The sequence below is a fragment of the Paractinoplanes deccanensis genome (assembly GCF_016862115.1).
In the GTDB taxonomy this organism is placed as follows: Bacteria; Actinomycetota; Actinomycetes; order Mycobacteriales; family Micromonosporaceae; genus Actinoplanes; species Actinoplanes deccanensis.
Genome location: NZ_BOMI01000017.1, coordinates 80221 through 105884, shown reverse-complemented (window position 1 = coordinate 105884; position 25664 = coordinate 80221). Strand labels below are relative to the sequence as shown.

27 protein-coding genes and 2 pseudogenes are annotated in these 25664 nt (G+C 71.3%); 9 read left to right on the top strand and 20 right to left on the bottom strand.

The window, feature by feature from the left end:
• Positions 1-6 precede the first annotated feature (6 nt).
• On the bottom strand, positions 7-1152 hold the full coding sequence (locus Ade02nite_RS06185; protein ID WP_203760536.1) for an acyl-CoA dehydrogenase family protein: 1146 nt from the start codon (positions 1150-1152) through the stop codon (positions 7-9).
• A gap of 45 nt (positions 1153-1197) precedes the next feature.
• Here Ade02nite_RS06185 and Ade02nite_RS06180 point away from each other — a divergent pair, with 45 nt between their 5' ends.
• Positions 1198-4137 carry a glycine--tRNA ligase gene (locus tag Ade02nite_RS06180; protein WP_203760535.1) on the top strand — a complete coding sequence of 980 codons (2940 nt, stop codon included), beginning with the start codon at positions 1198-1200 and terminating at the stop codon, positions 4135-4137.
• Between the two features lie 43 nt (positions 4138-4180).
• Here the strand turns inward: Ade02nite_RS06180 and Ade02nite_RS06175 are convergent, their stop codons facing one another.
• The gene (locus tag Ade02nite_RS06175) at positions 4181-4810 is read right to left on the bottom strand and encodes an isochorismatase family protein (RefSeq protein WP_203760534.1); all 630 of its coding nucleotides are present in this window, start codon (positions 4808-4810) and stop codon (positions 4181-4183) included.
• 15 nt (positions 4811-4825) lie between these two features.
• On the bottom strand, positions 4826-6163 hold the full coding sequence (locus tag Ade02nite_RS06170) for an FAD-binding oxidoreductase (RefSeq protein ID WP_203760533.1): 1338 nt from the start codon (positions 6161-6163) through the stop codon (positions 4826-4828).
• Between the two features lie 124 nt (positions 6164-6287).
• On the opposite strand from Ade02nite_RS06170, the gene Ade02nite_RS06165 reads away from it, so the two are divergent.
• Positions 6288-6866: a TetR/AcrR family transcriptional regulator gene (locus tag Ade02nite_RS06165; RefSeq protein WP_203760532.1), complete on the top strand. Its 579-nt coding sequence runs from the start codon at positions 6288-6290 to the stop codon at positions 6864-6866.
• Positions 6867-7094: 228 nt separating this feature from the next.
• On the opposite strand, the gene Ade02nite_RS06160 is transcribed toward Ade02nite_RS06165, so the two are convergent.
• Positions 7095-7553: a hypothetical protein gene (locus tag Ade02nite_RS06160; RefSeq protein ID WP_203760531.1), complete on the bottom strand. Its 459-nt coding sequence runs from the start codon at positions 7551-7553 to the stop codon at positions 7095-7097.
• A 24-nt stretch (positions 7554-7577) separates the two neighbouring features.
• Positions 7578-8351 carry a class I SAM-dependent methyltransferase gene (locus Ade02nite_RS06155; protein WP_203760530.1) on the bottom strand — a complete coding sequence of 258 codons (774 nt, stop codon included), beginning with the start codon at positions 8349-8351 and terminating at the stop codon, positions 7578-7580.
• Between the two features lie 53 nt (positions 8352-8404).
• Here Ade02nite_RS06155 and Ade02nite_RS06150 point away from each other — a divergent pair, with 53 nt between their 5' ends.
• The gene (locus Ade02nite_RS06150) at positions 8405-8914 is read left to right on the top strand and encodes a GNAT family N-acetyltransferase (RefSeq protein ID WP_239168572.1); all 510 of its coding nucleotides are present in this window, start codon (positions 8405-8407) and stop codon (positions 8912-8914) included.
• A gap of 60 nt (positions 8915-8974) precedes the next feature.
• Here Ade02nite_RS06150 and Ade02nite_RS06145 read toward each other — a convergent pair whose 3' ends face one another.
• The 4 genes and pseudogenes from Ade02nite_RS06145 to Ade02nite_RS06130 form a co-directional block, all read right to left on the bottom strand.
• Positions 8975-9628: a DNA alkylation repair protein gene (locus Ade02nite_RS06145; protein WP_239168571.1), complete on the bottom strand. Its 654-nt coding sequence runs from the start codon at positions 9626-9628 to the stop codon at positions 8975-8977.
• Positions 9621-10190 carry an NAD-dependent epimerase/dehydratase family protein gene (locus tag Ade02nite_RS49085; protein ID WP_275409880.1) on the bottom strand — a complete coding sequence of 190 codons (570 nt, stop codon included), beginning with the start codon at positions 10188-10190 and terminating at the stop codon, positions 9621-9623. The genes Ade02nite_RS06145 and Ade02nite_RS49085 overlap by 8 nt, the downstream gene beginning before the upstream one ends.
• Positions 10191-10309: 119 nt before the next feature.
• Positions 10310-10456: pseudogene (locus Ade02nite_RS50690) on the bottom strand (NAD-dependent epimerase/dehydratase family protein); the annotation flags it as partial.
• Positions 10396-10935, bottom strand: a complete 540-nt coding sequence (locus tag Ade02nite_RS06130) for a winged helix-turn-helix transcriptional regulator (protein WP_203760526.1) — start codon at positions 10933-10935, stop codon at positions 10396-10398. The pseudogene Ade02nite_RS50690 and the gene Ade02nite_RS06130, both read right to left, overlap by 61 nt.
• Positions 10936-10998: 63 nt before the next feature.
• Here Ade02nite_RS06130 and Ade02nite_RS06125 point away from each other — a divergent pair, with 63 nt between their 5' ends.
• On the top strand, positions 10999-11298 hold the full coding sequence (locus Ade02nite_RS06125) for a dihydrofolate reductase family protein (RefSeq protein ID WP_239168570.1): 300 nt from the start codon (positions 10999-11001) through the stop codon (positions 11296-11298).
• Positions 11234-11404, top strand: a complete 171-nt coding sequence (locus tag Ade02nite_RS49080) for a dihydrofolate reductase family protein (protein WP_307871202.1) — start codon at positions 11234-11236, stop codon at positions 11402-11404. The genes Ade02nite_RS06125 and Ade02nite_RS49080 overlap by 65 nt, the downstream gene beginning before the upstream one ends.
• Here the strand turns inward: Ade02nite_RS49080 and Ade02nite_RS06120 are convergent.
• A complete protein-coding gene (locus Ade02nite_RS06120) occupies positions 11401-12084 on the bottom strand; it encodes a class I SAM-dependent methyltransferase (RefSeq protein WP_203760525.1) in 684 nt (227 codons plus the stop codon). The genes Ade02nite_RS49080 and Ade02nite_RS06120 overlap by 4 nt on opposite strands.
• A gap of 13 nt (positions 12085-12097) precedes the next feature.
• Positions 12098-12487, bottom strand: coding sequence for a hypothetical protein (locus tag Ade02nite_RS06115; protein WP_203760524.1), 390 nt, complete (start codon positions 12485-12487; stop codon positions 12098-12100).
• A gap of 200 nt (positions 12488-12687) precedes the next feature.
• Between Ade02nite_RS06115 and Ade02nite_RS06110 the strand changes: the two genes are divergently transcribed.
• Positions 12688-13782 (top strand): glycerophosphodiester phosphodiesterase, encoded by a 1095-nt coding sequence (locus tag Ade02nite_RS06110; RefSeq protein WP_203760523.1) that lies wholly within the window; start codon positions 12688-12690, stop codon positions 13780-13782.
• A gap of 55 nt (positions 13783-13837) precedes the next feature.
• On the opposite strand, the gene Ade02nite_RS06105 is transcribed toward Ade02nite_RS06110, so the two are convergent.
• On the bottom strand, positions 13838-14218 hold the full coding sequence (locus Ade02nite_RS06105) for an acyl-CoA-like ligand-binding transcription factor (RefSeq protein ID WP_203760522.1): 381 nt from the start codon (positions 14216-14218) through the stop codon (positions 13838-13840).
• Between the two features lie 29 nt (positions 14219-14247).
• On the opposite strand from Ade02nite_RS06105, the pseudogene Ade02nite_RS06100 reads away from it, so the two are divergent.
• Positions 14248-15084: pseudogene (locus Ade02nite_RS06100) on the top strand (SDR family NAD(P)-dependent oxidoreductase); the annotation flags it as partial.
• A 140-nt stretch (positions 15085-15224) separates the two neighbouring features.
• On the opposite strand, the gene Ade02nite_RS50685 reads toward Ade02nite_RS06100, so the two are convergent.
• The 8 genes from Ade02nite_RS50685 to Ade02nite_RS06060 form a co-directional block, all read right to left on the bottom strand.
• On the bottom strand, positions 15225-15383 hold the full coding sequence (locus Ade02nite_RS50685; protein ID WP_203760521.1) for a DUF488 family protein, N3 subclade: 159 nt from the start codon (positions 15381-15383) through the stop codon (positions 15225-15227).
• 30 nt (positions 15384-15413) lie between these two features.
• Positions 15414-15734, bottom strand: a complete 321-nt coding sequence (locus Ade02nite_RS06090) for a DUF3349 domain-containing protein (RefSeq protein WP_203760549.1) — start codon at positions 15732-15734, stop codon at positions 15414-15416.
• Complete coding sequence (locus tag Ade02nite_RS06085) at positions 15734-16030, bottom strand: hypothetical protein (RefSeq protein ID WP_203760520.1); 297 nt, start codon at positions 16028-16030, stop codon at positions 15734-15736. Before Ade02nite_RS06085 ends, Ade02nite_RS06090 begins: the two co-directional genes overlap by 1 nt.
• A 3-nt stretch (positions 16031-16033) precedes the next feature.
• Positions 16034-17257 carry an inorganic phosphate transporter gene (locus Ade02nite_RS06080; RefSeq protein ID WP_203760519.1) on the bottom strand — a complete coding sequence of 408 codons (1224 nt, stop codon included), beginning with the start codon at positions 17255-17257 and terminating at the stop codon, positions 16034-16036.
• Positions 17258-17444: 187 nt separating this feature from the next.
• A complete protein-coding gene (locus Ade02nite_RS06075; RefSeq protein ID WP_203760518.1) occupies positions 17445-19517 on the bottom strand; it encodes a PQQ-dependent sugar dehydrogenase in 2073 nt (690 codons plus the stop codon).
• Positions 19517-20428: a sugar phosphate isomerase/epimerase family protein gene (locus Ade02nite_RS06070; RefSeq protein ID WP_203760517.1), complete on the bottom strand. Its 912-nt coding sequence runs from the start codon at positions 20426-20428 to the stop codon at positions 19517-19519. The genes Ade02nite_RS06075 and Ade02nite_RS06070 overlap by 1 nt, the downstream gene beginning before the upstream one ends.
• Positions 20429-20542: 114 nt before the next feature.
• Positions 20543-21841, bottom strand: coding sequence for an aspartate aminotransferase family protein (locus Ade02nite_RS06065; protein WP_203760516.1), 1299 nt, complete (start codon positions 21839-21841; stop codon positions 20543-20545).
• A 23-nt stretch (positions 21842-21864) separates the two neighbouring features.
• A complete protein-coding gene (locus Ade02nite_RS06060; protein WP_239168569.1) occupies positions 21865-23205 on the bottom strand; it encodes an aminotransferase-like domain-containing protein in 1341 nt (446 codons plus the stop codon).
• Between the two features lie 215 nt (positions 23206-23420).
• Here Ade02nite_RS06060 and Ade02nite_RS06055 point away from each other — a divergent pair, with 215 nt between their 5' ends.
• Both Ade02nite_RS06055 and hydA read left to right on the top strand, forming a co-directional pair.
• Positions 23421-24260: a nitrilase-related carbon-nitrogen hydrolase gene (locus Ade02nite_RS06055; RefSeq protein WP_203760514.1), complete on the top strand. Its 840-nt coding sequence runs from the start codon at positions 23421-23423 to the stop codon at positions 24258-24260.
• Positions 24257-25657 (top strand): dihydropyrimidinase, encoded by a 1401-nt coding sequence (gene hydA, locus Ade02nite_RS06050; RefSeq protein WP_203760513.1) that lies wholly within the window; start codon positions 24257-24259, stop codon positions 25655-25657. The genes Ade02nite_RS06055 and hydA overlap by 4 nt, the downstream gene beginning before the upstream one ends.
• The last annotated feature ends 7 nt before the right edge of the window (positions 25658-25664 follow it).

Here is a 25664-nt window from a genome sequence, read left to right as displayed (position 1 = left end):
GGGCGATTATGAGACGAACGCGCTCTCGCCCGTGATGGCGCGGCCCACAATAAGCGTGTTGATCTCGCGCGTGCCCTCGTACGAGTAGAGCGCCTCGGAGTCGGCCACGAAGCGCCCGATGTCGTAGTCGAGCACGATGCCGTTGCCCGCGAGGATCTCCCGCGCCCAGCCGACCACCTCGCGCATCCGGGTCGTGCAGTACGCCTTCGCCAGCGCCGAGTGCTCGTCGCGATACTGTCCCGCGTCCTGGAGCTGGGCCAGCCGCACGCACATGCCGAGCGACCCGGTCAGGTTGCCGACCATCCGCACCAGCAGATCCTGCACCAGCTGGAAGGACGCGATCGGCCTGCCGAACTGCCGGCGTTCCTTCGCATACTTCAAGGCGATCTCGTACGCGGCGAGCATGACCCCCACGGCCTCCCACGCCACGCCGCTGCGGGTCTGGCGCAGCACCTTCGCCGTGTCCTTGAAGGAGTTGGCGTTCTGGAGCCGGTCCGCCTCGGGAACCCGGACGCCGTCCAGCACGATGTCGGCGTTCTGCACGGTGCGCAGCGCGATCTTGTTCTCGATCTTCGTGGCGGTCAGGCCGGGCGTCTCGCGCGGCACCACGAAGCCCTTGACTTGATCGTCATCCACGGAGCGCGCCCACACCACGATCAGGTCGGCGAAGGTGGCGTTGCCGATCCAGCGCTTGTTGCCGTCGAGGACCCACGTGTCCCCGTCGCGGCGGGCGGTCGTCCGCAGCCCGGCGGCCACGTCCGAGCCGCCGGTCGGCTCGGTCAGCGCGAAGGCGCCGATCTTGTCGAACGCCGCCATCTGCGGCAGCCACCGGGCCTTCTGCTCCTCGGAGCCGCAGGTGCGGATGCTGCCCATCGCCAGGCCGGCGTGCACGCCGTAGAAGGTGGCCATCGACGCGTCGGCGCGGGCCATCTCGAGCGCCAGCCAGCCGTTCAGCAGGTTCGAGCCCTGCCGGTCGGCGATGTCGAGGTCCGCGTACCGCTTGATCAGATGGTGCGGGAAGTCGGCGCGGGCCCAGTGGTCGTTCGCGATCGGCACGACCTCGGCGTCGAGGAAGTCGTGGACCCGCCGCACGACGGCGGCCTCGTCCTCCGAAAGCAGGTCCTGAAAGGCGTAAAGATCACCGTCGAGCATAATTGCCTCACTACCCTCATCCGGCGAGTCCTAGACTTCGGTCCCATGCTCACCATGCAGGACGCGCTGGCCCGGTTGACCGCGTACTGGACCGCTCAGGGATGCCTGACGGTCCAGCCGATGAACACGGAGGTCGGTGCGGGGACGCTGAACCCGGCGACCTTCCTGCGGGTGCTCGGTCCCGAGCCGTGGCGGGTCGTCTACGTCGAGCCCTCCGTGCGGCCCGACGACTCGCGCTACGGCGAAAATCCGAACCGCCTGCAGACACACACCCAGCTCCAGGTGATCCTCAAGCCCGACCCGGGCAACCCGCAGGAGCTCTACCTGGGCAGCCTCGAAGCGCTCGGCATCGACGTGAAGGCGCACGACGTGCGCTTCGTCGAGGACAACTGGGCCTCCCCCGCGCTCGGCGCCTGGGGCCTGGGCTGGGAGGTCTGGCTCGACGGCCTCGAGATCACCCAGTTCACCTACTTCCAGCAGGCCGGCGGCCTCAACCTCGACCCGGTGTCGGTCGAGATCACCTACGGCATCGAGCGCATCATCATGGCGCTGCAGGACAAGACGCACTTCAAGGACATCGAGTACGGCGACGGCATCTCCTACGGCGAGGTGTTCGGCCAGAGCGAGTACGAGATGTCGCGCTACTACCTCGACGACGCGGACGTGGCCGCGAACCGCCAGCTCCTGGAGATCTACGCGGCCGAGGCGCAGCGGCTCATCGACGCCGGCCTCCCGGTGCCGGCCCACACGTACGTGCTGAAGTGCTCGCAGGCGTTCAACGTGCTCGACGCCCGCGGCGCGGTCTCCACCGCCGACCGGGCCGCCGAGTTCGGCCGCATGCGCCGCCTCGCCGGCGACGTCGCCAAGCTGTGGGTGGCCCGCCGCGACGAGCTCGGCCACCCGCTGGGCCTGGTCTCGCCGCTGCCCCCGGCCGCGGCCTACTCCACGCCGGCCGAGCGGACCGCCGCGCGCACGCTGGTCTTCGAGATCGGCACCGAGGAGCTGCCGCCCGCCGAGGCCCGCGCCGCCCGCGCCTACCTGGAGCGGGCGCTCACCGAGGGGCTCGCCGGCACCCGCCTCGAGCACGACGAGGTGCGCACCTTCGCCACGCCGCGCCGGCTGATCGCGGTGGTCGCCTCGGTCGCGGCGCGCGAGGCCGATCACGTACGCACGGTGAAGGGTCCCAAGGTCGGCTCCCCCGAGAAGGCCGTCGAGGGGTTCGCGCGCGGTCAGGGCGTCACCGTCGACGCGCTCACGACCGCCGTGCTCAACGGCGTACAGCATCATGTGGTGGAGAAGCACGAAGCGGGTGGCGCGGCAGCGACCGTGCTGGCCGGCGTGCTCGCGAAGGTCGTGTCCGGCCTGCGCGGCGCGAAGAACATGCGGTGGAACGACCCGCAGCTCTCCTTCAGCCGGCCGATCCGCTGGCTGACCGCGCTGTGGGGCGACGACGTGGTGCCGGTGGCACTGGGCACGCTCGCGGCGGGACGGCAGACGCGGCTGCTGCGCACCTCCGAGACGCCGGTCGTCGAGATCGCGTCGGCCGAGACCTTCATGGAGACGCTGGCGCTCGCCGGCATCGTGGCCGACCCGGAGGACCGGCACGACCTGATCGTCACCGGCGCGCAGGACCACGTCTACCCGGAGGGCCGCGTCGACGTGCGGGGCGAGGCCGCGCTGATCGAGCAGATCAGCTTCCTGGTGGAGTCGCCGACGCCGCTGCTCGGCACGTTCGACGAGAGCTATCTGTCGCTGCCCGACGCCGTGCTGACCACCGTGATGCGCAAGCACCAGCGCTACCTTCCGGTGCGCGACGCGTCGGGACAGCTGCTGCCGATGTTCGTGACCGTGGCGAACGGCCCGGTCGACGTCGAGCTGGTGCGGGCGGGCAACGAGGCGGTGCTGCGCGCGCGGTACGAGGACGCCGCCTTCTTCTACCGGGCCGACCGGTCGACGTCCCCGGCCGACATGCGCGAGCGCCTGACCCGGCTCACGTTCACCGACAAGCTGGGCTCGATGGCCGACCGCGCCGCGCGGATCGCCACGCTGGCCTCCTCGGTGGCGTCGTCGCTCGGCCTCTCGTCGGCGACCCTCAACCGCGCCGCCCGGCTGGTGAAGTTCGACCTGGGCTCGCAGCTGGTCACCGAGATGACCTCGCTCGCGGGCGTGATGGCGCAGGACTACGCGCTGCACGCCGGCGAGCCCCGGGACGTGGCCGCGGCGATCTACGAGGCCGAGCTGCCCCGCCACACCGGCGACGCGCTGCCGGCCTCGATCCCGGGCGCGCTGCTGTCGCTGGCCGACCGGCTCGACCTGGTCACCGGCCTCGCCGCCACCGTCGGCCTGCCCACGGGCAGCAGCGACCCCTTCGCGGTGCGCCGTGCCGTGCTCGGCCTGCTCGCGGTGCACCGGGCGCACCCGGCCCTCGCGGACTTCTCGCTGGTCTCCGGCCTCGCGACGGCGGCCGAGCAGCAGCCCGTGCCGGTCTCCGCCGAGGTGCTGTCCGCCGCGGGCGAGTTCCTGGCCCGGCGTCTCGAGCAGGCGCTGGTCGAGGAGGGCCGGCCGGTCGACCGGGTGCGCGCCGCGCTGGTCCACTACGACCGTCCGTCGGTGGTGGACGCCCTGCTGAGCCAGCTCGACGGCCTGGTGAGCAATCCCGACTTCGTGGCGGTCGCCGCGGCCATCCAGCGGGCCCGCCGCATCGTCCCCGCCGACACCACCGCCGGCTACGACCCGGCCGTCCTCCAGGAGCCGGCCGAGGTCGCGCTGCACGAGGCGGTCTCCGCCGTGAAGGCCGACTTCGGCGCCGACCTGCTCGCCTTCACCGCGGCCGTGGGCCCGCTGGTCGCCCCGCTGGCCCGCTTCTTCGACGAGGTCTTCGTCATGGCCGAGGACCCGTCGCTGCGCGCGGCTCGCCTGGGCCTGCTCGCCACGGTCCGCGACCTCGGCGCGGGCCTGCTCGACTGGCCGGAGCTGCGCCTCTGATCCGCTCCGGGGCCGCGCCGTCCGGCGCGGCCCCGGGCCCCGGTCACCCCTGGGTGGGCGAGAGGTCGGCGAGCACCTCGTTGAGGCCGGCCGCCGACAAGCCCGCGTCCAGGGCCAGCAGCTGCGGCAGGGTGCCCTTGGTGTCGTTGGCGTAGAGGCCGACCAGCTCGGTGGCGAGCGACATCCAGCTCGTGGTGGTCGCGCCCGCCTGCACGAGGCGGCCGATCGCCGCGTCGTGGGTGGCCTGGTCGGTGCCGCCCGTGGCGTCCACGACGATCGAGACCTCGTAGCCGCGGCGCAGCGCGCCCATCGCGGTGTGCAGCACGCACACGTCGGTGGTGAGCCCCGCGATGGCCAGGTGCTTGCGCTCGGTGGCCTCGATCGCCTCGGGGAAGCCGGGCGCGTCGAAGGCGTTGAACGCGTCCCAGCGGGCCACGACCGGGTGGCCGTTCAGCTCGGCGATCAGCTCGGGGTACATCGGGCCGCGCGGGTCGCCCTCCGGCCCGGCGGTGACGACCAGTGGCACGTCGAACCCGAGGGCCATCTTGGCGAGGGCGACGGCGCCCGTGACGTTCGCGTCGGGCGACTGGGTCTTGACCGTGTTCTTGAAGCTGGTGACGTAGTCGACCAGCACGATGGCGGTGTTCTGCGGTGTCCTGCGCTCAAGGCTCATGGCCGGCGTACCCCTCTAGATCTCGTGGTTGGCTTGCAGGGTCTTGTTCGGGTCGACGCGGCGGCGGATCTCCTCGATCCGCTTCCAGGCCGCCGGGGCGAAGGCCCGCGACGTGTCGCCCTGGGTCTGCTGGAAGTTGATGTAGATGCGGTCGCGCGAGTAGTCGCTCAGCGACGCGACCATGCGCTCCGACTCGGCGACGACCGCCCGCTGCATCTCCGGGTTGACGACGACGCCCACGACGGAGATCAGGAACTGGCCGTCCAGGCTGGACACGGCGCCGCCGTCGGGCCGGGTGCGGCTCAGCGCGCCGCCGAGGTGACGCAGCTCGGTCGAGAAGAGCCGGTTCGTGGCGTCCGCCTCGAGCAGCTTGCCGGCGGCCTCCGCCGGGAGCGCGTCGAGCAGGCCCGCGGTGCCGTCGCCGGGCGTCGGCTCCTCCGGGTCCATGTGGATGCGCGAGACCACGGGCGACGGCACCCGGGCGAACGTGTCCAGCTCGGGCTTGAGCTCGCGCAGCGGCGCGAGCAGCCGTTCGGCCTCCTCGTCGCCGGTGAGCAGCGCGCCGTCGATCATCACCCAGTCGCGGCCGCGGAACGGCTCGGGCAGGTCGGGGATGGGCGGGAAACGCAGGTGCCGGTACGCGGTGGTGACCTCGTCGGGCACCTCGGCGGTCCACTCCAGCCAGCGCTGGAGCACCTGGGGCGCCTTGCTCAGATCCCAGGCGAGCATTCCCGCGTACGAGGTGGCGAAGTCCAGCAGGTCGAACTCGAGCGCCGTGATCACACCGAAGTTGCCGCCGCCGCCACGGACCGCCCAGAACAGGTCCGGGTCGTTGTCCTTGTCGACCCGCAGCCACGAGCCGTCGGCGAGCACCAGCTCGGCCGCGCGCACGTGGTTGGCGGCGAGGCCGTACTTGCGGCCGTACCAGCTCAGCCCGCCGCCGGCGGTGTAGCCGACGACGCCGACGTCAGGCGCGGAGCCGTGCAGCGCGGAGAAGCCGTGCCCGGCCGCCTGCTCGACCACCGGCATCCACGTCGTGCCGGCCTGCACCCGGGCCCGGCGCGCGGGCGCGTCGATCGTGACGCCGTTCAGCCTCTCGGTGCGCAGCATGATCGTACGGCTGAGGTCGCGCAGCGGGTGCGCGTTGTGGCCGGTGCCGACCGGGGTGACCCGCAGGCCGGTCTCGCCGGCGGCCCGCAGCACCGCGCCGATCTCGTCGGTGCTCTCCGGATAGACCACGGCCGCCGGGTGCAAGTCCGCGCTGAGGGACCAGGTGGTGCGGGCGCGGTCGTATCCCTCGTCGCCCGGCAGGTGCACGATCCGCGCGGCCGCGCGCAATTCTTTGTCGCCCATTTTCGCCTTCCCTTCCATTCGGCGGCGACAGTACTCAGCCGGAAAGGGAAATTGTTTGCGTGCGCGACCAACGGGCGGCGAAAAACGGCCACAACCACTACTAACCACGTGTACAGTAGGAGGTATGTCACACCCCGCCCCCAAGCGCACCCGCGACCCCGCGCGCAAACAGGCCGCCATCCTCACCGCCGCCCGCGCGGTCTTCGCCGAGCGCGGCTACGAAAAGGCCACCATCCGCGAGATCGCCCGCCGCGCCGGCGTCACCCACGGCCTCGTGGTCCTGCACTTCGCCACCAAGGAGCAGCTCTTCGCCACCGCCATGACCCCCGACCAAGACACCCTCTTCCAGGGCGTTCTCGACGACGACATCGACGGGCTTCCCCGCCGCATCGCCACCTCCTTCGTCCACCGCCTCGAGTCGTCACAGGGCGCCGACCCGGTCATCGCGCTCATCCGCAGCGCCGCCGGCGACCAGCAGGCGGCCAAGGCCCTGCTGCACACGCTGCGCCGCACCGCCACCGACGGCTACGCCAAGGTCCTCGACTCCCCCGACCTGGCCGCCCGCGTCGACACGATGGGCGCCCACCTGATCGGGGTGGCCTTCAGCCGCTACGTCCTCGCCGACGGCCCCCTCGCAGCGATGCCGGCCGGCGAGCTCATCGACCGGCTGACCGCCACCATCCGCACCATCCTGCTGAACTGAGAAAGCCATTGGCCAAAAACAGCGCCAATACGCAACGGCACTCGGTAGCGTCCGTCATTGTGGACTCTCCGGACGACGATTCCCCGTGGCCATTCGAAGCCACGGAAGCGGACACCCCCTCCGCGGTCTGGCACTGGATGCTCGGCATCCTCATCGTCGTCATCCTGCTGTGCGGCGGCGCGGTCCTGGCCCTGAACACGTGGCTCGCCCATCAGGCCGACAAGGTCTCTACCAGCTCGCGCCCCGGTATTCACCCCCGCACGTCGCCGCCAGGGCGGTGAGCTGCTCGACGCGCCGCTCGTAGGCCGGGTCCGGAGCGAGCTCGGGGAAGGCCGCGACGATCATCGGGCCGGGTTCCTCGCGCACGGACTCCGCGCCCATCTCCCGCAGCGCGGCCACACACGCGGCGACGGCACCGGCCGGGACGGCGAGCTCGTGGCCGGTGTGACGCATCGGCGGCGGATGGTCCACGCCGTGACCGGCCGCCCAGTGCAGGCGCTGAGCGAGGTCGCTGAGCGCGGCGTTGAGCTCGCCGGCCGACGCGCCGGCGGGCAGCAGGCGGCTGATCAGGCGCTCGGTCAGCTCGGGCGGCAGCCGGCCGGCGAGCAGCTCGCCGTCCACGACCACGACCAGGCCCAACAGGGCCGCGAGGTCTTCTTGAGGCAGGGCCCGCGTCTGACGCTCCATCGGCCAGAGAGTAGTCGCGCCGGGTCATGCTGAGACGTGGGCGCGGCGCAGGACGGGGATGTCGCGCGAGGCGTGGCGGTCGGTGGCCGGGATGTCGCCGGTCATCGAACCGTAGCGGGCGAGCAGGTCGAAGCCGCCCGCCGGCGCCAGCCGCACGAGATGGTCACTGGTCCAGGCGCGCGCGGCGACGACCTCGTCGACCACGGTCTCGGGGCTGCCGTGGCCGTGCGGGGTGACCGTGATGCGCACGTGGACCTGCTCGATCCGGGTGGCGGGATCGTACACATCGTCCGGTGAGCCCCACCGGGTCCGGACCGTCGCGCCGGGTGTCTCGACGGTCCACTCCGGCTTGGCTCCCCCGCCCGCGGCCAGGTCGGTGATGAGCAGGCCGCCCGGCGTCAGGTGCTCGTGGGCGCAGCGCAGGAGGGCCGCCATCGCCGCGTCGGTCAGCAGCAGCGAGGCCGAGTCGAGCGGCAGCAGGACGAGATCGAAGCGGGAGCCGAGAACGAAGCCGGTCATGTCGGCCTCGACGACCTCCACCGGCAGGGCGGATCGCACGGCACGGTCGCGGACGCGGGCACACATCGCCGCGGAGCTGTCCAGCGCCGTGGCCGCGACGCCGCGCCGGGCGAACTCGAGCGTGTGGTCGCCGGGGCCGGCGGCCAGTTCCAGCACGCGCCGGGGCGCGCCGCCGTGGTGACGCTCGAACCAGGCACCGAGGAGATCGACCTCGGCCGGGACGTCGCGGTAGCTGAAAGCTGCCTCGTAGGCTTCGACGGCATCGAACACGGCGCTCATCGGTCACCGATGGTATGCGGCCAGGCGATGAGCCGCGGGGCAGAATCGGCGGCATGACCACGTGGACCACTCGCGCCGAGACGCCGGCGGACGTCGCGGCCGTTCGGGCGATCAACCGTGCCGCGTTCCCGACGTCGTTCGAGGCCGATCTGGTCGAGGCCCTGCGGGCCGACCCGAAGGCGTGGATCGACGGGCTCTCGGTGGTGGCGGTGGCGCCGGACGGGACACCGGTCGGGCATGCGCTGTTGACCCGGTGTCACGTCGGCGGGGAGGCCGCTCTCGCGCTCGCGCCCTGCGCTGTGGTGCCCGCCTGTCAGCGGACGGGAGCCGGCACCGCGGCGATCACCGCGGGGCTGGCCGCCGCCCGGCTCGACGGGGAGAGCCTGGTCGTCGTGTTGGGGCATGCCGGGTACTACCCGCGTTTCGGGTTCGTCCCGGCCTCCCGCTTCGGCATCACCGCTCCGTTCGACGTGCCCGACGAGGCGTTCATGGCGCTGCGGCTCGACGAGACCCGGCCCTGTCCGAGCGGGCGGGTCGAATACCCGCCGGCCTTCGGAGTCTGACGGCGGCCGGCGCCGGTCGCCTGCGTGCGGGCCGGCGCAAGCGGGGCGTGCTCGTGTGGGCTACGCGTTCTGGCGGCTGACCATCTCGTTGATCCAGATCGGGGCGTACGGCGACGTGCAGTTGGGCGGGGTCGGGTAGTCCTTGAGGACCTCGAGGCGCTCGCCGATGTCGAGGGCGCGGGCCCGGTGTGCCGGGTGGTCGATGCCGATCTGGGCGAGGCAGTGGTTCATGGCCCACTGGAGGCGGTCGGGCGCGTCCCTCATCTCGGCCTCGATCACGTCGAGGAGGCCGGGCAGGTCGAGGCCCGCCGGTTTGCGCGAGACGCGCTCGGTGGTGAGGGCCCAGCCGGCACTGGCGACCACGGGGTCCGGGTCGGCGAGCCATGCCTGGCGCAGCTCCTCGGCGTACGGGCTCTTCTTGACGACGTAGTTGACCAGCCAGTCGTGGACCTTGGGGGTGCGGGACGAGCGCAGCATGGTGTCGAGCTCGTCGCGGCTGAACTCCTTGGGACGGCAGATCAGCAGGGCCAGCAGCCGCGCCGCGGAGTCGTCGGTCTGCCACAGCTCGCGGGCCAGGTCCTGCTGGGTCTTCAGCTCCTTGGCGAGGGCACGCAGCTTGGTCAGGTTGACGGCGTGGTCGTCGCCGTGGCGCTGGTTGACTTCGAGGATCTTGGGGTCGGCCATCGCGTCCAGCTTGGCCATCACGTCATGCACCCGGGCCTCCGGCGGCGATCGCGGACGAGAGGGACGCGTGCCAGCCTAGGGGACGGTAGCCGAGCGCGTGGGCCGCGGCGCTGGAGTCGTAGACGCGGTCGATCGTGCGGGGCAGCGGCCATCCCCGGTCGCGGAAGACGGCGGCGATCGACGGGGCGCGCGACTCGATGACCGCCGCGGCGTCGTGGTGCAGGGCCACCCAGTCGGCGCGGGTGAAGGGGTAGTCGCCGGCGATGTTGTACGTGCCGGTCACGGAGCTGTCGGCGCAGGCGCTGACCACGGCGGCCGCCACGTCGCTCAGCGCGACGGCCCGGTGGAGGAGGCGGCTCGCCAGGACGGGTGGCGGCTCCGGGAAGCAGCGCGCGATGCGCAGCACGATCGGCGCGGGGCCGGCGCCGACGAGGCGTTCGGCCGCCGCCTTTGTCTCGTCGTAGATGTCGCGCGGGCGGGGCCGCACGCTCTCGTCGACCCACACCGCCCGGTCCGTGGGGACCAGCGCGTGGCCGTACACGCTGGTGCTGCTGATGTAGACGAACCGCCGCGGGCCGGCGGCGTCGAGCAGGGCGGCGGTGGCATCGACGTTGACCGCGCGGAACAGCGCGTCGGCGGGACACCGACGTGCGGGGCGTGCAGGGCCGCCGAGTGCACGATGACGTCGGCGTCGCGCACCGCCTCGGCTCGCACCCGCTCGTCGCGGAGGTCGCCGAGGACGGTGGTGTGCCGGCCCGGCGCGCGGTCGACGCCTCTGACCAGCCAGCCGGCGGCGGTCAGGGCTTGGGCGACGGCGGCGCCGACGCGGCCTGAGGTTCCGGTGATCGCTGCGAGCACATCGCACTGTACGCCTCGGTGAGGCGGCCGAGCACGGACGGCGTGCCGGGCGGGCGCGGCGTGCCGAGGTGCAGCTCGCGCAGCTCGTCCATGAAGTCGTCCCAGAGCGGCGGGCCGCCGGCCTCCAGCAGCTCGGCGCGGATGGCGAGCTCGGGGCTGACCGGCAGGTGACGGCGGCCCCACGCGCCGAGGTGGGCGAGCACGGGCACCAGCTGGATGGCGGGCTCGGTGAGGCTGAGCCGGATGCGCTGCTTGTGCGACGGGTCGGGGGCCGACGTGATCATGCCGAGCTCGGTGAGGCGGGCGAGCCGGTCGGCCAGGATGTTGGAGGCGATGCCCTCCTCCGACTCGGTGAGCAGGGCGCGGAAGTGGCGCCGGTTGCCGAACATCATGTCCCGGATGATCAGCAGGGACCACTTGTCGCCCAGGACCTCGAGGGAGAGGTTGATGGGGCACCCGGAGCGGTGCTCGCCGGCCATGTCACACGTCCTTCCGCCGTACCGCTTGCAGTTTACAACCGGTTTCGCCTAGGGTGCGGAGCCATGGCCTACATCACGTGCGACCTGGCGATCTCTGCCGACGGATATGCCGCGGGCGTGAACCAGACGCGGGAGAAGCCGTTCGGCGACGGCCCCACCGACGTGCTGCACCAGTGGATGTTCGAGACCCCCGAGGAGAACGCCGAGGAGATCGCGGCCATCACGGCCGCCGACGCGTTCATCATGGGGCGCAACATGTTCGGTCCCGGCCGCGGCGCCTGGGACCTGGGCGCAGTTCCTGGCCGCCGGCCTGATCGACGAGCTGCGGCTGCACATCGCCCCGGTGGTCCTCGGCGCGGGTGAGCGGCTCTTCGACGGGGTGCCGGCGCGGCAGCTGCGGCAGGTGTCCTCGCGGGCCGCGTCGCTGGTCACCCACGTCACGTACGCGCTGGCGAGGGCGGAAGGCTAACGCTCCTTGCGCGCCAGAACGAGGCGGCAACCGACCGTCTCGAGGGCGACCTCACTGACGGTGAATCCGGCGGCGGTGAGGTCGTCACGCAGCGCGGGCAGCGGCGTGGTGCGGTAATACATCACGAACGGCGGCCGCCAGACCGCGTTGCGCACCCGCATGACGACGTCGAAACCGACAGTGGCCCAGTGGGCGACCGAGGTGACCGGCGGCGGCTCGCCGATCGCGAAGGCGAAGAGCCCGCCCGGGCGCAAGGACCGATGCACGCCCTCGAAAAGCGCCGGCCGCTCCCCGGGCAGGAAGTGCCCGAGCGCGCCGAACGAGACGGCCAGGTCGAAGCCCTCGGTGAAGGGCAGCGCCCGAGCATCGGCTCGCACCAATGTGGCCGACGGGAAAGCGCGGCGCGCCTCGGCGAGCATGCCCTCGCTGAAATCGACCCCGGTCACCCGCGACGAGCACAGCGACGTGAGAACGCCGAGGCCCGCCCCGGTGCCGCAGCAGACGTCGAGGCCACTTTCGTACGGCCCGCCCAGCGCCTCGGCGGAAGCGGACAACACGCCGGCGGGCGTCCGGAACGGCGTGTGGTCGAATTTGGGCGCCAGCAGGTCGTAGCCGCGCTCGACCGAGGACAGCGCCTGGACGGTCAGCTCGCGCAGCGACGGGCCTTGGGGCGAGAACATCGCCCGAGCGTACCTACCGGCCGAGCACCAGGCGAAGCAATGTCTCGCCGTCCGGTGCGTACTGTGCCCGCATCACGAACGAGGGGAACGGCCATTCGTCGACGTCGCCGCTGCTGACCGGCCGGCCCAGGGCCGCCCACAGTTTGCTGCGCCGCCCGATCGTTCCGCCGCGCCCCGGAATCATGCCCTGGAACGGCTTGAAGCCGTTGTCGCCGGTGAAGTGCAGAACGACGGTGGTCACCCGGTCGGCGTCGTCCACGAGAACCTCGACGCCGGCCTCGCGGGACTCATAGGCGCGGGCGCCGGGCCGGGCCATCAGCCCGTATTCGCGACTCGTGGCCAGCGCGCGGCCCTCGAGCAGGTTGTGGCCGAGCAGTTGCGTCAGGTCACCGTTCGTCGGCATCGCGACCTCTCCCCAGTCCAGGAGCGCAACGTAACCGCAAGGCACCAACTCAGCGTGAACCCAGGGTGAACGCCCCGCCCTTTTCGTGCAGTTTCCGTGATCGCCACGTCGAGGTTGCCGCGACGTTGATCGCGTCGCATCGACTTTGCCGAGGGACCCACCGGCGACGGTCGCCGGCGCCGAGTCCCGTGGAGGACCTCGTGGCCGACCGACGTCAGGTGCTGCGCATGGGCGCCGTCGCCGCCGCTGCGCCCGCACTCGCCGGGGCCGTCGCCGCACCCGCGGCAGCGCACACCACCAGCCGCAGGCAGCCGGAGATCTTCGGGCACCGCGGCGCCTCCGGGTACCGCCCGGAGCACACGCTCGCGTCGTACGAGCTCGCCGCCCGCATGGGCGCCGACTACATCGAGCCCGACCTGGTCTCGACCAAGGACCACGTCCTCGTCTGCCGGCACGAGCCCGAGATCAGCGGCACCACCGACGTGGCGTCGCGTCCCGAGTTCGCCGACCGCAAGAGGACCGTCGTGCTCGACGGCGTCAGCGTGACCGGCTGGTGGACCAACGACTTCACCCTCGCCGAGCTCAAGACGCTGCGGGCGATCGAGCGGCTCCCCGCCGTGCGCCAGGAGAACACGCTCTACGACAAGCTCTTCGAGGTGCCCACCTTCACCGAGGTGCTGGAGCTGCGCGCACGCCTCTCCAAGGAGCTGGGCCGCGACATCGGCGTCATCCCCGAGACGAAGCACCCCACCTATTTCCGCCGGCTCGGCCTGGACCTGGAGACGCCGCTGGTGCGCGCTCTCGACCGGGCCCGCCTCAACAAGCGCGGCGCGAAGGTGTGGATCCAGTCGTTCGAGGCGGTCAACCTCAAGGACCTCAACACCAAGTTCCGCGTCCAGGTCAACCTGGTCTTCCTGACCTCGGCGAGCGGCTCCCCGTTCAACGACCCCAAGACGTACGCCCAGTATCTGACCCCCGCCGGCCTCAAGGAGCTGTCGTCCTACGTGGACGGCATCGGCCCCGACAAGAGCCAGGTCATCCCGCGCAACGCCGACGGCACGCTGGGCACCCCGTCGTCGCTGGTCAAGGACGCGCACGCGGCCGGCCTCAAGGTCATCCCGTACACCTTCCGCGCCGAGAACCAGTTCCTCCCGGCCGACTACCGCGTGGGCACCGACCCCAACGCCTACGGCCGCGCCATCGACGAGCAGATCACCTTCCTGAAGACCGGCATCGACGGCCTCTTCACCGATCAGCCCGACATCGGCGTGCTTTCCCGGACCCTCACAAACTGATTTCGTACGGGGGGACGCGCGCACCAACCGCGGGCGCGCGTCCCCGCCTACCGGCTCAGCGATCCAGGGCCGGCGCGATCACGTCGAAGGCGCGCTCGGTGAGCGCCAGCGGATCGGCCGACCCTTCGCTCGCGGCCCACCGCCGCAGCACGTCCTCCAGCGCGGTCAGCGCGATCCCCGCCGCGAGCCCCGGAAAGAGGTCGCTCGCCCGGTCCCGCCCGAGCCGCCGCGCGAGCACGTCGGCCAGCGCCTCCCGCCAGCCCGCCTGCTGCCCGAGGGACCGCGCGTAGAGCGACGGCGTGCGCAGCACCAACTGCACGACCGGCAGCGCCCGCTCCGTGTTGCCGGCGCAGTCGAGGATCGCCACCTCCACCGCGTGCCGCAGCGCCACCGCGGTCGGCTCCCCCGCGGGCCTGCTCTCCAGCTCGGCCCGCATCTGATCGCCCAGCGTCCGGCGCCGCCGGCGGCCTGGGCCTGGCCGCCACCGAGGCCCTGACCCGCCGCGGCGCCCACGTCATCCTCCCCGTCCGCAACGAGCGCAAGGCCCGCGAAGCCACCGCCGCCCTGCCCGCGGCGTCCGTGGACCTGCGCCACGCCGACCTGGCCGACCTCGACTCGGTCCGCGCCTTCGCCGCCACCGTCACCCACGCCGACGTCCTCATCAACAACGCCGGTGTCATGGACCCACCCACCCGGCGAAGCGCCCAGGGCCACGAGATCCAGTTCGCCGTGAACCACCTCGCCCACTTCGCCCTGACCGGCCTGCTGCTCGACCGCCTCACCGACCGGGTGGTCACCGTGACCTCGGTCCTGCACAAGAAGGGCCGCATCGACTTCGCCGACCTGGGCGCCGGCCTCTACAACGGCTCGAAGCTCGCCAACGCCCTGTTCGCCCTCGAACTCCACCGCCGCCTGACCGCCGCCGCCTCACCCGTCCGCAGCCTGATGGCCCACCCCGGCTACGCCGCCACGGGCCTGCAGGCCGCCATGAGGCCCAGCCTCAACCGCCTGATCCTCACCAAGCTCGGCAACCGGCTGCTGGCGGTCCCCGCCGCCCAGGGCGCCCGCCCGACCCTGCACGCCGCCACCAGCCCCACAGCCACCTCGGGCCGGCTGATCGGCCCCGGCGGCCCGGGCGAGCTGCGAGGCGCCCCCACCGAGCTGCGGCCGGCGCCCGCGGCGCTCGACCCTCAGACGGCCACACGCCTGTGGACCGTCTCGGAGGAGATCACGGGGGTGCGCTTCCCCCTTCCCCAGCCCGACGGCGACGACAACCCCGAGATCGCTGGGTTCCCCACCTGAAGGGTCTCGCACCAACGCCCGAGACACCGTCTCCGCGTTGATCGGTCACGACGACGAGACCTGGCACATCGCCTTTCCTGATGCCCGTTGACACCATCGACCGCCTTGCCGAGGAGGCGGCCGATCTTCTGGAGATCGCCTCAGTCCTGCGCTGCTCCCGCTCGGCCGTGCAGCTCGCGCAGGATCACGTCGCGGTGGCAGCGGCGCTCGTCCGCTTCGAAACACAGGAGCGCGACGCGCGATGTCCTCGAGTGCCTGGGAGGCGCCGGGGCTCGAGACGCCGGTAGGCCGATCAGCATGTGCCGGAGCCATGAGCGGCGGCGTGCGGATCAGTCGCGGGGTGGGTCGGCCAGGGGCCAGCCGCCCGCGGCGAGGTGGGCGGAAACCCGGACGATGTCCTCGGGAGTGGCCTCCTGGAGGGCGGCGTCGTTGATCATGGCTTCGATGTCGGCGGGGGTGATCGGGTCGCCGCCGGTCTGCTGGGCCTGGGTGGCCAGTTCGGCGGCTATCTTGCGGACCTCGTCCTCGGTCAGTTTGCGGCGGAGCAGGCCCAGCAGGGCCACGTAGTCCTGGCGGGGCACGCCGGTCGGGTAGCCGGCGCGCAACCAGTCGAGGGCTCGGGTGAGGAAGTTGGAGCGGCTGTCCGTCATCACTTGTCCACGATCGTCGGGTAGATGTGGTCGAAGCTGATCGTCTTGCCGAAGCCGCTCGCCACGATGAAGGTGATGCCCAGCAGGACGCCGAGGATCACGATCGCGAACAGGGCGTAACCGAGGACCGTGCCGAGCGGGTTGGGGCGGGCGTGGCTGACCTCCGCGTCGCCGCCCGCGCCCCAGGCGAGGGAGCGGATGCCGAGGGCGAACAGGGCGGGCAGGCCGGCGCCGAGCAGCAGGCCGGCGAGCAGGACCTTCCAGGCGCCCTCGAGCGCGAATCCCAGGTTGCTCATGGGTCAGACTCCCGTTCCGGCGGGCTCGCGCGGGGTGTCCGCGGTCGTCGCGTCCCACTCCTCGTTGACGTTGTTGTGGTCGACCGGGGTGCGGCGCGAGCGCAGGTACATGCCGGCGGCGCAGGCGAGCAGGACCACGAAGATGGCGATGGCGCCGGCGAGGCCGCCGATCAGGTCGCCGAGGTACCACATGAGGGCGCCGACGACACCGGCCGCCGGGAGCGTGATCAGCCAGGCGGTGACCATGCGGCCGGCCACCCGCCAGCGCACCTGGGCGCCCGGCTTGCCGACGCCGGAGCCGAGGATCGAGCCGGTCGCCACGTGGGTGGTGGACAGCGCGAAGCCGAGGTGGCTCGACGCGAGGATGACCGCGGCCGACGAGCTCTCCGCGGCGAGACCCTGCGGCGGGGCGATCTCCACGAGACCTTTGCCCAGCGTACGGATGATGCGCCAGCCGCCGAGGTAGGTGCCGAGCGCGATGGCGAGCGCGCAGGACGCCTTCACCCAGAACGGGATGTTCTTGGTGTCGGTCCAGTCGCCGGCGGCGATCAGCGCGAGCGTGATGACACCCATCGTCTTCTGGGCGTCGTTGGTGCCGTGCGCGAGCGAGACGAGCGAGGCGCTGCCGATCTGACCCCAGCGGAAGCCGTTCTCGGTGAAGCGTTTCGCGACGCCGACCGTGATGCGGTAGATCAGCCAGGTGCCGACCGCCGCCACCACGCCGGCGATCACCGGGGACAGCACGGCCGGGAGGATCACCTTGCCGACCACGCCGTCCAGCTTCGAGCCGTCGCCGTTCCAGTTGACGCCGGCCCAGCCGAGGCCGGCCACGGTGGCGCCGATCAGGCCGCCGAAGAGCGCGTGCGACGAGCTCGAGGGCAGGCCGAGCAGCCAGGTGAGCAGGTTCCAGACGATGCCTCCGATGAGCCCCGCGAGGATGATGAGCAGCAGCGCCTCTCCGCCGTCCGCGGTGAGCGCCTCTTTCGGCGTACCGTCGGAGTTTTGGATCTTGACGACCGCGTTGCTGACCGTGAGGGCGACCTCGACGGAGAGGAAGGCGCCGATCAGGTTGAGGACGCCGGAGAGGGCGACGGCCGTCTTGGGCCGAAGGGCCTTGGTCGCGATGGAGGTGGCCATCGCGTTGGCCGTGTCGTGGAACCCGTTGGTGAAGTCGAAGCCGAGGGCTGTGACGACCACCAGCACGAGGATGACCGTTGTCTCTGTCACGAGGTCACTGTCACCCGTGCGAGGCGATCTCAACAGTGCCGTGTGACCAGCATCTTAATGTTCCACCCCGATTACGGGAGAGAACATGAAGGGTTTCCGGTTCCGACAGCGTACGAATGCGCCGTAGTGGGTAGAAAGCGGCACCCGGCCGGGCCCCGGAGGGACCGGCCGGGTGAACGCGGGGTTATCAGGAGGTGGGTTCGAGCACGACGGTCGCCGTGCCCGTCTGCGCCGGGGTGCCGGTGTCGGTGTACGACGCCACGAACACCGCCGTCAGGTTGCCGGCGCCGGCGTGGCCGGGGTCGACGAACGTGGTGATCGAGCCGGTGCAGCCGGACGCCGTGGAGAGCGGGTGCCCGTGCTCGTCGTGCCCGAGGATGTAGGTCACCGTCACCCGGGAGCAGTCGACCGGCTGGTCGTCGGTCACCTGCACCTGGAAGTTCACCGTGTCACCGAACTGGAAGGGCTGGCCCTCCTGCGGCGTGGTGAAGGTGACCACCGGCGCCGCCGTGCCGACCGGCAGGATCACCTCGGCGGACGAGGAGCGGCCGGTCCGGTCGGTGACCTTGAGGGTCGGCCGGTAGTTGCCGTTCTGGGTGTAGGTGAACGTCGGGTTCGGCGAGCGCGAGTCGACCCGGTTGTCGTTGTCCAGGTACCACTCGTACCGGATCGCGTCGCCGTCCGGGTCCACCGTGCCGGCGCTGGAGAACTGCACTATCAGCGGCGCCTGCCCGGAGGTCGGCGTGGCCGAGGCCTTCGCGATCGGCGTGCGGTTGCCGCGGACGTAGTCGAACCGGGAGAGCTGGGCGTCGGGGTTCTCGGCGAAGTACCCGTCGCCGTACTCCAGGACGTAGAGCGCGCCGTCCGGGCCGAACTCGAGGTCCATCGGGTTGTCGAAGACGAGCTCGGGCAGCACCGACTCGATCTTCGTGACCTGGTTGCGGCGGTCGAGCGTGAGCGCCTTGACCCAGTCGCGGGTCCACTCGGCGAACAGCGGCTTGCCGTCGAACGCCTCGGGCCACTTGATCGCGGAGCGCAGCCGCTTGTCGTAGTCGTACGCCGGACCGCCCATCGGGCCGATGCCGCCGGTGCCGAGCTCGGGGAACTGCGCGCTGGGACCGTACGAGTAGGCGATCTCGGCCTTCTCGACCGGCGGCAGGTTGCGCAGGCCCGTGTTGCGCGGCGACTCGTTGACCGGCGCCGCGCAGTTGAACGGCGCGCCGGACGTGCCGGTGGCGAAGTCGTAGTCCACGTACGGCTTGTCGGCGTCGGCGCAGTACGGCCAGCCGTAGTTCGCCGGCTTGTCGATCGCGAGCCAGCGGCCCTGACCCGCGGGACCGCGCGCCGGGTTCGCGTTCTGCGCGTCCGGCGAGTAGTCGCCCAGGTAGATCACGTCGGTCTCGGGGTCGACGGTGAAGCGGAACGGGTTGCGCAGGCCCATCGCGTAGATCTCGGGCTTGGTCTTGGGCGTGCCCGGCTTGAAGAGGTTGCCCTTGGGGATCGTGTAGCCGCCGTTCTGGCCGACCTTGATCCGGAGCACCTTGCCGCGCAGGTCGTTGGTGTTGGCCGCGCTGCGCTGGGCGTCGAAGACCGGGTTGCGGTTGGCCCGCTCGTCGATGGGCGCGTAGCCGTCGGAGGCGAACGGGTTGGAGTCGTCACCGGTCGACAGGAGCAGGTTGCCCTTGCTGTCGAAGTCGATCTTGCCGCCGACGTGGCAGCACTGGCCACGGTCCACCGGCACCTGGATGATCTTTTGCTCGGTGTCGAGGCGCAGCGTGCTGCCGATCAGCTTGAAGCGCGACAGCTGGAGGTGGCCCTTGAACGGCGCGAAGTCGGCCGGGGTGCCCTCGGTCGGCGCGTCGCCCTCGTTGACCGTCGGGGTCGCCGGGTCGTCGGCCGGCGTGTTCAGCACCGGCGAGTAGTAGACGTAGACCCACTTGTTGTGCTGGAAGTCGGGGTCGATCGCGATGCCCTGCACGCCTTCCTCGTCGTGCAGGTAGACCGGGATGGTCGCGGCCAGCACGTTGCGCCCGGTGGCGGGCTCGTGGATGCGCACCTGTCCCGTGCGGGCCGTGTGCAGCACCCGCCGGTCCGGCAGGACGGCGATCGCGATGGGCTCGCCCGGGAAGTCGTTGAGGGTGACCTTCTGGAAGTCGGACGAGGGTGGCAGCGGGGCGGTGGACCCACCCGCCACCGCCACGGAGGGCGTCAGCAGCACGGCAACGCCGACGGCACCCAGGATGGACAGCTTACGGATCATCAGAACCTCAATCCGGCGAGGTAGTCGTAACCGCGCTCCGCGGTCACGAGGGCCTGCTCGGGCGTGCGCGGCGGGGAGCCGGCGTCGTCGCGCTCGACGATGTACTCGATCAGTCCGGCCTCCTTGGAGTGCTCGAAGATGCGGCCGAAGTCGATGAGCCCGTCGCCGGGGTCGGCGAAGCTCGCGTTCACGTCGAGGTCCTTGACGTGCACCTGCTTGATGCGGCCGCGATTTTCCTTGATGAGGTCGACCGGGTCGTGGGCGCCGCGGAAGGCCCAGTAGAGGTCGACCTCGAAGTGCACCAGGCGCGGGTCCGTCTCGCGGAACAGGATGTCCATGCCGGTCAGGCTGGTCCCGTTCTGCCGGAAGAACTCGGCGTGGTGGTTGTGGTAGCCGAACTGGAGCCCGGCCCTGCGGGCCAGCGCGCCGGCCTTGTTGAGGTCGGCCGCGAACGCCCGGTAGACGGCGGCGTCGCGGATCGGGCCGTTCGGGCCCTGGCCGAAGAACGGGTGGACGATGTACTTGTTGCCGACGATGGCCGCGTCGTCGAGGGCGCGCTTCCACGTGTCGGCGTTCCACGGCTGCGGGATGCCGACGTGGCCGGAGGTGGCCCTGATGCCGGCCCGGTCGAGAGCCGCCCGGAACTGCGCGGCGGTGCGGTTGACGAACCCGGCGTGCTCGACGCGCTTGTAGCCGATCTCGGCGAGCTCGGCGAGGCTCGCGTCGAGGTCGATCGCGAGCTGGTTGCGCAGCGTGTAGAGCTGCACGCTGATCTGGTCAAGCGGTACGCGGTGCAGACTGCCGCCGTGGGAGCCGCCCGCGTGGGCGGCCCCGGGAACGGCGATGGTGGCCGCGGCGCCGGCCGCCGCAGCGGCGCCGAGGAGTTGACGACGGTTCAGTGACTGCGGCATTGCGATCTCCTATCGAACGACGTCGCTCGATAGGTTACCGATCTGTTTCGTCGAAAGTGAAGCTAAGTTTCTTCAGATCAAGCAAAAGTTCTCGCTGTCCGGACAAAACAGGGTTTAGATGCGGCTTTCAGTGTCGACACGGGACAGCGCATCGACGAGGATGCGCAGGCCCTCGCGCGCCTCGTCCTCGGTGAGGGTCAGCGCGGGCCCCATCCGCAGCACGTTGCCGTAGAGCCCGCCCTTGCCCACCAGCAGGCCACCGGCGCGGCACTCGTCGAAGACGCGCAGGGTGCTTGCCGGGTCCGGTTCGGACGTTCCCGGGTGGACGATCTCGACGCCGATCATCAGGCCCTTGCCGCGCACCTCCCCCACGATCGCCAGGTCGAGCGCGCGCAGGCCGTCGAGCAGGATCGCGCCGACCCGGGCGGCGTTGGCCTGGAGGTCGCGGTCGAGCACGTAGTCCAGGACGGCGTTGCCGGCCGCCGCCGAGAGCGGATTGCCGCCGAAGGTGGAGAAGCTGATCGCCGGCACCGCGTTCATCACGTCCGCGCGGCCCACCACGCCGCCGAGGGCGAAGCCGTTGCCGATGCCCTTGGCGAAGGTGATCAGGTCGGGGGTGACGCCGTGCGCCTGATAGCCCCAGAAGTGCTCGCCGGTGCGGCCCCACCCCGTCTGCACCTCGTCGGCGATGAGCAGGATCCCGTGCTCCGACAGGACTTTGTGGTACGCGCCGAGCAGGCCGTCAGGGCCCGCCACGAACCCGCCGACACCCTGGATCGGCTCGGCGATCAGCGCCGCCACGTCCCCGGCGGTGACCGTGGCGAGCACCTCGCGCAGGTCGTCGACGGCCGCGTCGAGGATCGCGTCGTCGGACAGGCCGGCCATCCGGCCCCGCAGCCGGTCGCCGGAGGCCAGCCACGAGACGTTGAGCGGGGTGAGCGCGCTCGACGACCAGCTGCGGTGCCCGGTGATCGCCATGGTGGCGAACGTCCGGCCGTGGTAGCTGTTCTTGATCGCCAGGATCTGGTTGGAGCGGCGCAGGTTGGTGGCCATCAGCAGCGCGGTCTCGTTGGCCTCGGTGCCCGAGTTGGTGAAGAAGACCCGCGCGTCCGGGATGCCGGAGACGCGCGCGATCTTCTCGGCCAGCTCGACCTGCTGCCGGATCAGATAGAGCGTCGACGTGTGCACGACGCCGGTGGCCAGCTGGCGCCGGACCGCCTCGGCGATCTCCGGGATGTTGTAGCCGATCATCGTGGTCAGCACGCCGCCGAAGAAGTCGAGGTAGGTGCGGCCGTCGCTGCCGGTGACGCGGCGCCCGTCCCCCTCGACGATCTCGAGGGCGTCGTCGCCGTAGTAGGTCGGCATCCAGCTCGGCAGCACCGCGCGGTGCCGGGCCAGCAGATCGTCGCTCATGAGGGGCTCCTTGGGGTGCGGGGTCATCGCCAGCCACGGGGGTGGGGGCGGGTTCGGGGGCCGCTGCCGCGGCTGGTCAGGAGGGCGGCGCCGGCGAGGACGTCGGCGAGGGTGTCGAAGCCGGCGGCGACCAGGCCGGCGGTGACGCGGACGTGGTCGGCGGGCAGGGGCGTCACGCAGAACGGGGCGCCGGGCGCCACCGCGATGCCGTGCGCGGCCAGGGACACCATCGCCATCTGCTGATCGTCGACCGCCATCCACAGGTTGATGCCGTCGTCGCCGGTGGCGGTGACGCCGCGTTCGCGCAGGGCGGCGAGCAGCTCCCGGCGCCGCGACGCGTAGGCCTCGCGGGCGGCGGACACCTGGGCGACGGCGGCCGGGTCGGTGAGCAGGTCGAGCAGCACCGCCTGGAGCAGGCGGCTCGACCACCCGGGGCCGAGCAGCCGCCGGTCGGCCACCGCCGCGATCACCCGGGCCGGGCCGCCGACCGCCGCGAGGCGCAGGTCGGGGCCGTGCGACTTGGAGAATCCGGCCACGTGGACGGTCCGCGGCGTGCCCAGGCTGACGGGCGGCGCCGAGGCGATGTCGCCGGCGTGGTCGTCCTCGACCACCAGCACGCCCGGGAAGCCGTCGAGGATCTCGGCGAGCTGCGCGGCCCGCGCCGGCGTCATGCTCACCCCGGTCGGGTTGTGCGCCCTCGGCTGGAGGAAGACGGCGGCCGCCGGATGGTCCGCGAGGCAGGCGTGCAGCCGGTCCGGCATCATCCCCGCGCCGTCCAGCGGCACCCCGATCACCGTCGCGCCGACCGTCTGGAGCAGGTCGAGCAGCGGCGGGAAGGCCGGGTTCTCCACGATCACGTGATCGCCGAAGCGGACGACCGCCCCGATGATCCGATCGAGCGCGTCCATCGCGCCGTCCACAACGGTCAGCGACTCCACCTCGCACGGCCATCGCGACCGCAGCAGCTCCTCGAGCGCGGGCAGCACCGGCGCGTCGAGATAGCTCGTCGTCAGCCGCCCGTCCCCGATGCGCTTGAGCGCGTCCGTCAGATCCGGCAAAAGATCATGGTCGGGTACGCCGGTGGAGAGGTCGCGTGACACCGGGCCCACCGCGCCCATCTGCGAATAGCGCCAGCGCTGCCGGGGCACCGCCGGGGCCGCGACGAACGTGCCGGACCGACCCCGCGTCTGGAGAACCCCGGCCCGCGTCAGGCTGCGCCACGCCTCGCTGACGGTCGTCGGGCTGACCCCGAGCGACCGCGCGACGTCGCGAACCGTCGGCAGCCGGGCGCCCTGCGGCAGGGTTCCGGCCGTGATCATCCGGCTGATGGCCGCAGCGATCCCCCGGGCGCTGCGGTCGTCCACAGCGTCCACTATTGGCCCGATCAAATTACCTCTCAGAAACATTTGGTTACGTACGGGCAATTGTTCGCATGAATCTGTGTCGTTAGTGTCCTACGGCATCCGGCCGCCACAAGCAAGCCCTAGCGCTGGGGCTATGACGGGGAGTAGACACACGCTCACAGCCTTGTTTCCGGGTTGTGAACGCTCATAAAGATCAATTGAGAGGGGCAGCAGTCATGTCCGACGTCGTTCGTGCCGCCCTCGTCCAGACGAATTGGACGGGTGACAAGGAATCGATGATCAAGGCCCACGAGGACTATGCCCGCGACGCCGCAGCACAGGGCGCCAAGGTGATCTGCTTCCAGGAGCTCTTCTACGGGCCGTACTTCTGCCAGGTCCAGGACGCGGCCTACTACGAGTACGCCGAGTCGATCCCCGGCCCCACCACCGAGCGCTTCCAGGCCCTCGCCGCCGAGCTGGGCATGGTGATGGTGCTGCCGATGTACGAGAAGGAGCAGGAGGGCGTCCTCTACAACACCGCCGCGGTGGTCGACGCGGACGGCTCCTACCTCGGCAAGTACCGCAAGCACCACATTCCGCAGGTCAACGGCTTCTGGGAGAAGTTCTACTTCCGTCCCGGCAACCTGGGCTACCCGGTCTTCGACACCGCCGTCGGCAAGGTCGGCGTCTACATCTGCTACGACCGGCACTTCCCCGAGGGCTGGCGCGAGCTGGGCCTGGGCGGCGCGCAGATCGTCTTCAACCCGTCGGCCACGAGCCGCGGCCTGAGCTCGTACCTCTGGCAGCTCGAACAACCCGCCAGCGCGGTCGCCAACGAGTACTACATCGGCGCGATCAACCGGGTCGGCATCGAGGAGCTCGGCGACGACGACTTCTACGGCCAGAGCTACTTCGTCGACCCGGAGGGCAAGTTCGTCGGCGAGGTCGGCGACACGCACAACCCCGAGCTGATCGTCCGCGACCTCGACCTGGGCCTGATCAAGACCGTCCGGGAACGCTGGCAGTTCTACCGCGACCGGCGGCCGGAGAGCTACACCAGGACGGTGGAGCTGTGAGCACGCTGATCAAGGGCGGGACGGTCATCGGGACCACCGGCCCGTACCCCGCCGATGTCCTGATCGACGGCGAGACCATCGCGGCGATCTTCGCGCCCGGCCGGGCACCCGAGGGCCCCGACGTCATCGACGCCACCGGCAAGTACGTGATCCCGGGCGCCGTCGACGCGCACACCCACATGGAGCTGCCGTTCGGCGGCACCGCGGCCAGCGACACCTTCGACACCGGCACCCGGGCCGCGGCGATCGGCGGCACCACCACGATCATCGACTTCGCGGTGCAGCGCTACGGCGAGGTCGTGCAGGACGGGCTGGCCGCCTGGCACGCCAAGGCCGGCGGCAACTGCCACATCGACTACGGCTTCCACATGATCCTCGGCGGCGTGGACGACGACGCGCTCAAGGCCATGGACCAGCTCGTCACGGCCGAGGGCATCACCAGCTTCAAGCTCTTCATGGCGTACCCGGGCGTCTTCTACTCCGACGACGGGCAGATCCTGCGGGCCATGCAGAAGGCGCGCGACAACGGCGCGATGATCATGATGCACGCCGAGAACGGGCCGGCGATCGACGTGCTGGTCAAGCAGGCCCTCGAACGCGGCGAGACCGACCCGATCCACCACGGCCTCACCCGGCCGCAGGAGCTGGAGGCCGAGGCGACCAGCCGGGCGATCTGGCTGGCGAGCGTGGCCGCCGACTGCCCGCTCTACATCGTGCACCTGAGCGCCTCGAAGGCCCTCGAGCAGGTGAAGGCCGCCCGCGACCTGGGCCGCAACGTGTTCGCCGAGACCTGCCCGCAATACCTCTACCTGACCCTGGAGGACCAGCTCGGCACGCCCGGCTTCGAGGGCGCCAAGTGGGTCTGCTCCACACCGCTGCGCAGCAAGCACGAGAGCCACCGCGCCGACCTGTGGCAGGGCCTGCGCACCAACGACCTGTCCGTGGTCTCGACCGACCACTGCCCGTTCTGCATGAAGGACCAGAAGGAACTGGGCCTCGGCGACTTCTCGAAGATCCCGAACGGCATCGGCAGCGTCGAGCACCGCGTCGACCTGCTCTACCAGGGCGTGGTCGACGGCAAGCTGTCGCTGGCCCGCTGGGTGGAGACGATCGCGACCACGCCGGCGCGCATGTTCGGCATGTACCCCAGGAAGGGCGTCATCGCACCCGGCTCGGACGCCGACATCGTGCTCTACGACCCGCACGGGCGGACCCGGATCAGCGTCGAGACCCACCACATGAACATGGACCACTCGGCCTGGGAGGGCTGGGAGATCGACGGCCGGGTCGACACCGTCCTGTCCCGCGGCGAGGTCCTCGTCTCCGGCGGCGAGTACCGGGGCCGGGCCGGCCGCGGCAAGTACGTTCCCCGTTCGCTCTCCGACTACCTGGTCTGAGGGAGGC

Bases quoted from the DNA above. Each gene is read 5' to 3' on its own strand.
- Ade02nite_RS06085 (WP_203760520.1), bottom strand. From the start codon at position 16,030: ATGAGCAACCTGGGATTCGCGCTCGAGGGCGCCTGGAAGGTCCTGCTC.
- Ade02nite_RS06185 (WP_203760536.1), bottom strand. From the start codon at position 1,152: ATGCTCGACGGTGATCTTTACGCCTTTCAGGACCTGCTTTCGGAGGAC.
- Ade02nite_RS06125 (WP_239168570.1), top strand. From the start codon at position 10,999: ATGGCCTACATCACGTGCGACCTGGCGATCTCTGCCGACGGATATGCC.
- Ade02nite_RS06155 (WP_203760530.1), bottom strand. From the start codon at position 8,351: ATGAGCGCCGTGTTCGATGCCGTCGAAGCCTACGAGGCAGCTTTCAGC.
- Ade02nite_RS06130 (WP_203760526.1), bottom strand. From the start codon at position 10,935: ATGGCCGGCGAGCACCGCTCCGGGTGCCCCATCAACCTCTCCCTCGAG.
- Ade02nite_RS06090 (WP_203760549.1), bottom strand. From the start codon at position 15,734: ATGACGGACAGCCGCTCCAACTTCCTCACCCGAGCCCTCGACTGGTTG.
- Ade02nite_RS06070 (WP_203760517.1), bottom strand. From the start codon at position 20,428: ATGCCGCAGTCACTGAACCGTCGTCAACTCCTCGGCGCCGCTGCGGCG.
- Ade02nite_RS06120 (WP_203760525.1), bottom strand. From the start codon at position 12,084: ATGTTCTCGCCCCAAGGCCCGTCGCTGCGCGAGCTGACCGTCCAGGCG.
- Ade02nite_RS06055 (WP_203760514.1), top strand. From the start codon at position 23,421: ATGTCCGACGTCGTTCGTGCCGCCCTCGTCCAGACGAATTGGACGGGT.
- Ade02nite_RS06150 (WP_239168572.1), top strand. From the start codon at position 8,405: ATGACCACGTGGACCACTCGCGCCGAGACGCCGGCGGACGTCGCGGCC.
- Ade02nite_RS06180 (WP_203760535.1), top strand. From the start codon at position 1,198: ATGCTCACCATGCAGGACGCGCTGGCCCGGTTGACCGCGTACTGGACC.
- Ade02nite_RS06105 (WP_203760522.1), bottom strand. From the start codon at position 14,218: ATGCGGGCCGAGCTGGAGAGCAGGCCCGCGGGGGAGCCGACCGCGGTG.
- Ade02nite_RS06165 (WP_203760532.1), top strand. From the start codon at position 6,288: ATGTCACACCCCGCCCCCAAGCGCACCCGCGACCCCGCGCGCAAACAG.
- Ade02nite_RS06160 (WP_203760531.1), bottom strand. From the start codon at position 7,553: ATGGAGCGTCAGACGCGGGCCCTGCCTCAAGAAGACCTCGCGGCCCTG.
- Ade02nite_RS06065 (WP_203760516.1), bottom strand. From the start codon at position 21,841: ATGAGCGACGATCTGCTGGCCCGGCACCGCGCGGTGCTGCCGAGCTGG.
- Ade02nite_RS06115 (WP_203760524.1), bottom strand. From the start codon at position 12,487: ATGCCGACGAACGGTGACCTGACGCAACTGCTCGGCCACAACCTGCTC.
- Ade02nite_RS06170 (WP_203760533.1), bottom strand. From the start codon at position 6,163: ATGGGCGACAAAGAATTGCGCGCGGCCGCGCGGATCGTGCACCTGCCG.
- Ade02nite_RS06075 (WP_203760518.1), bottom strand. From the start codon at position 19,517: ATGATCCGTAAGCTGTCCATCCTGGGTGCCGTCGGCGTTGCCGTGCTG.
- Ade02nite_RS06175 (WP_203760534.1), bottom strand. From the start codon at position 4,810: ATGAGCCTTGAGCGCAGGACACCGCAGAACACCGCCATCGTGCTGGTC.
- Ade02nite_RS50685 (WP_203760521.1), bottom strand. From the start codon at position 15,383: ATGCTGATCGGCCTACCGGCGTCTCGAGCCCCGGCGCCTCCCAGGCAC.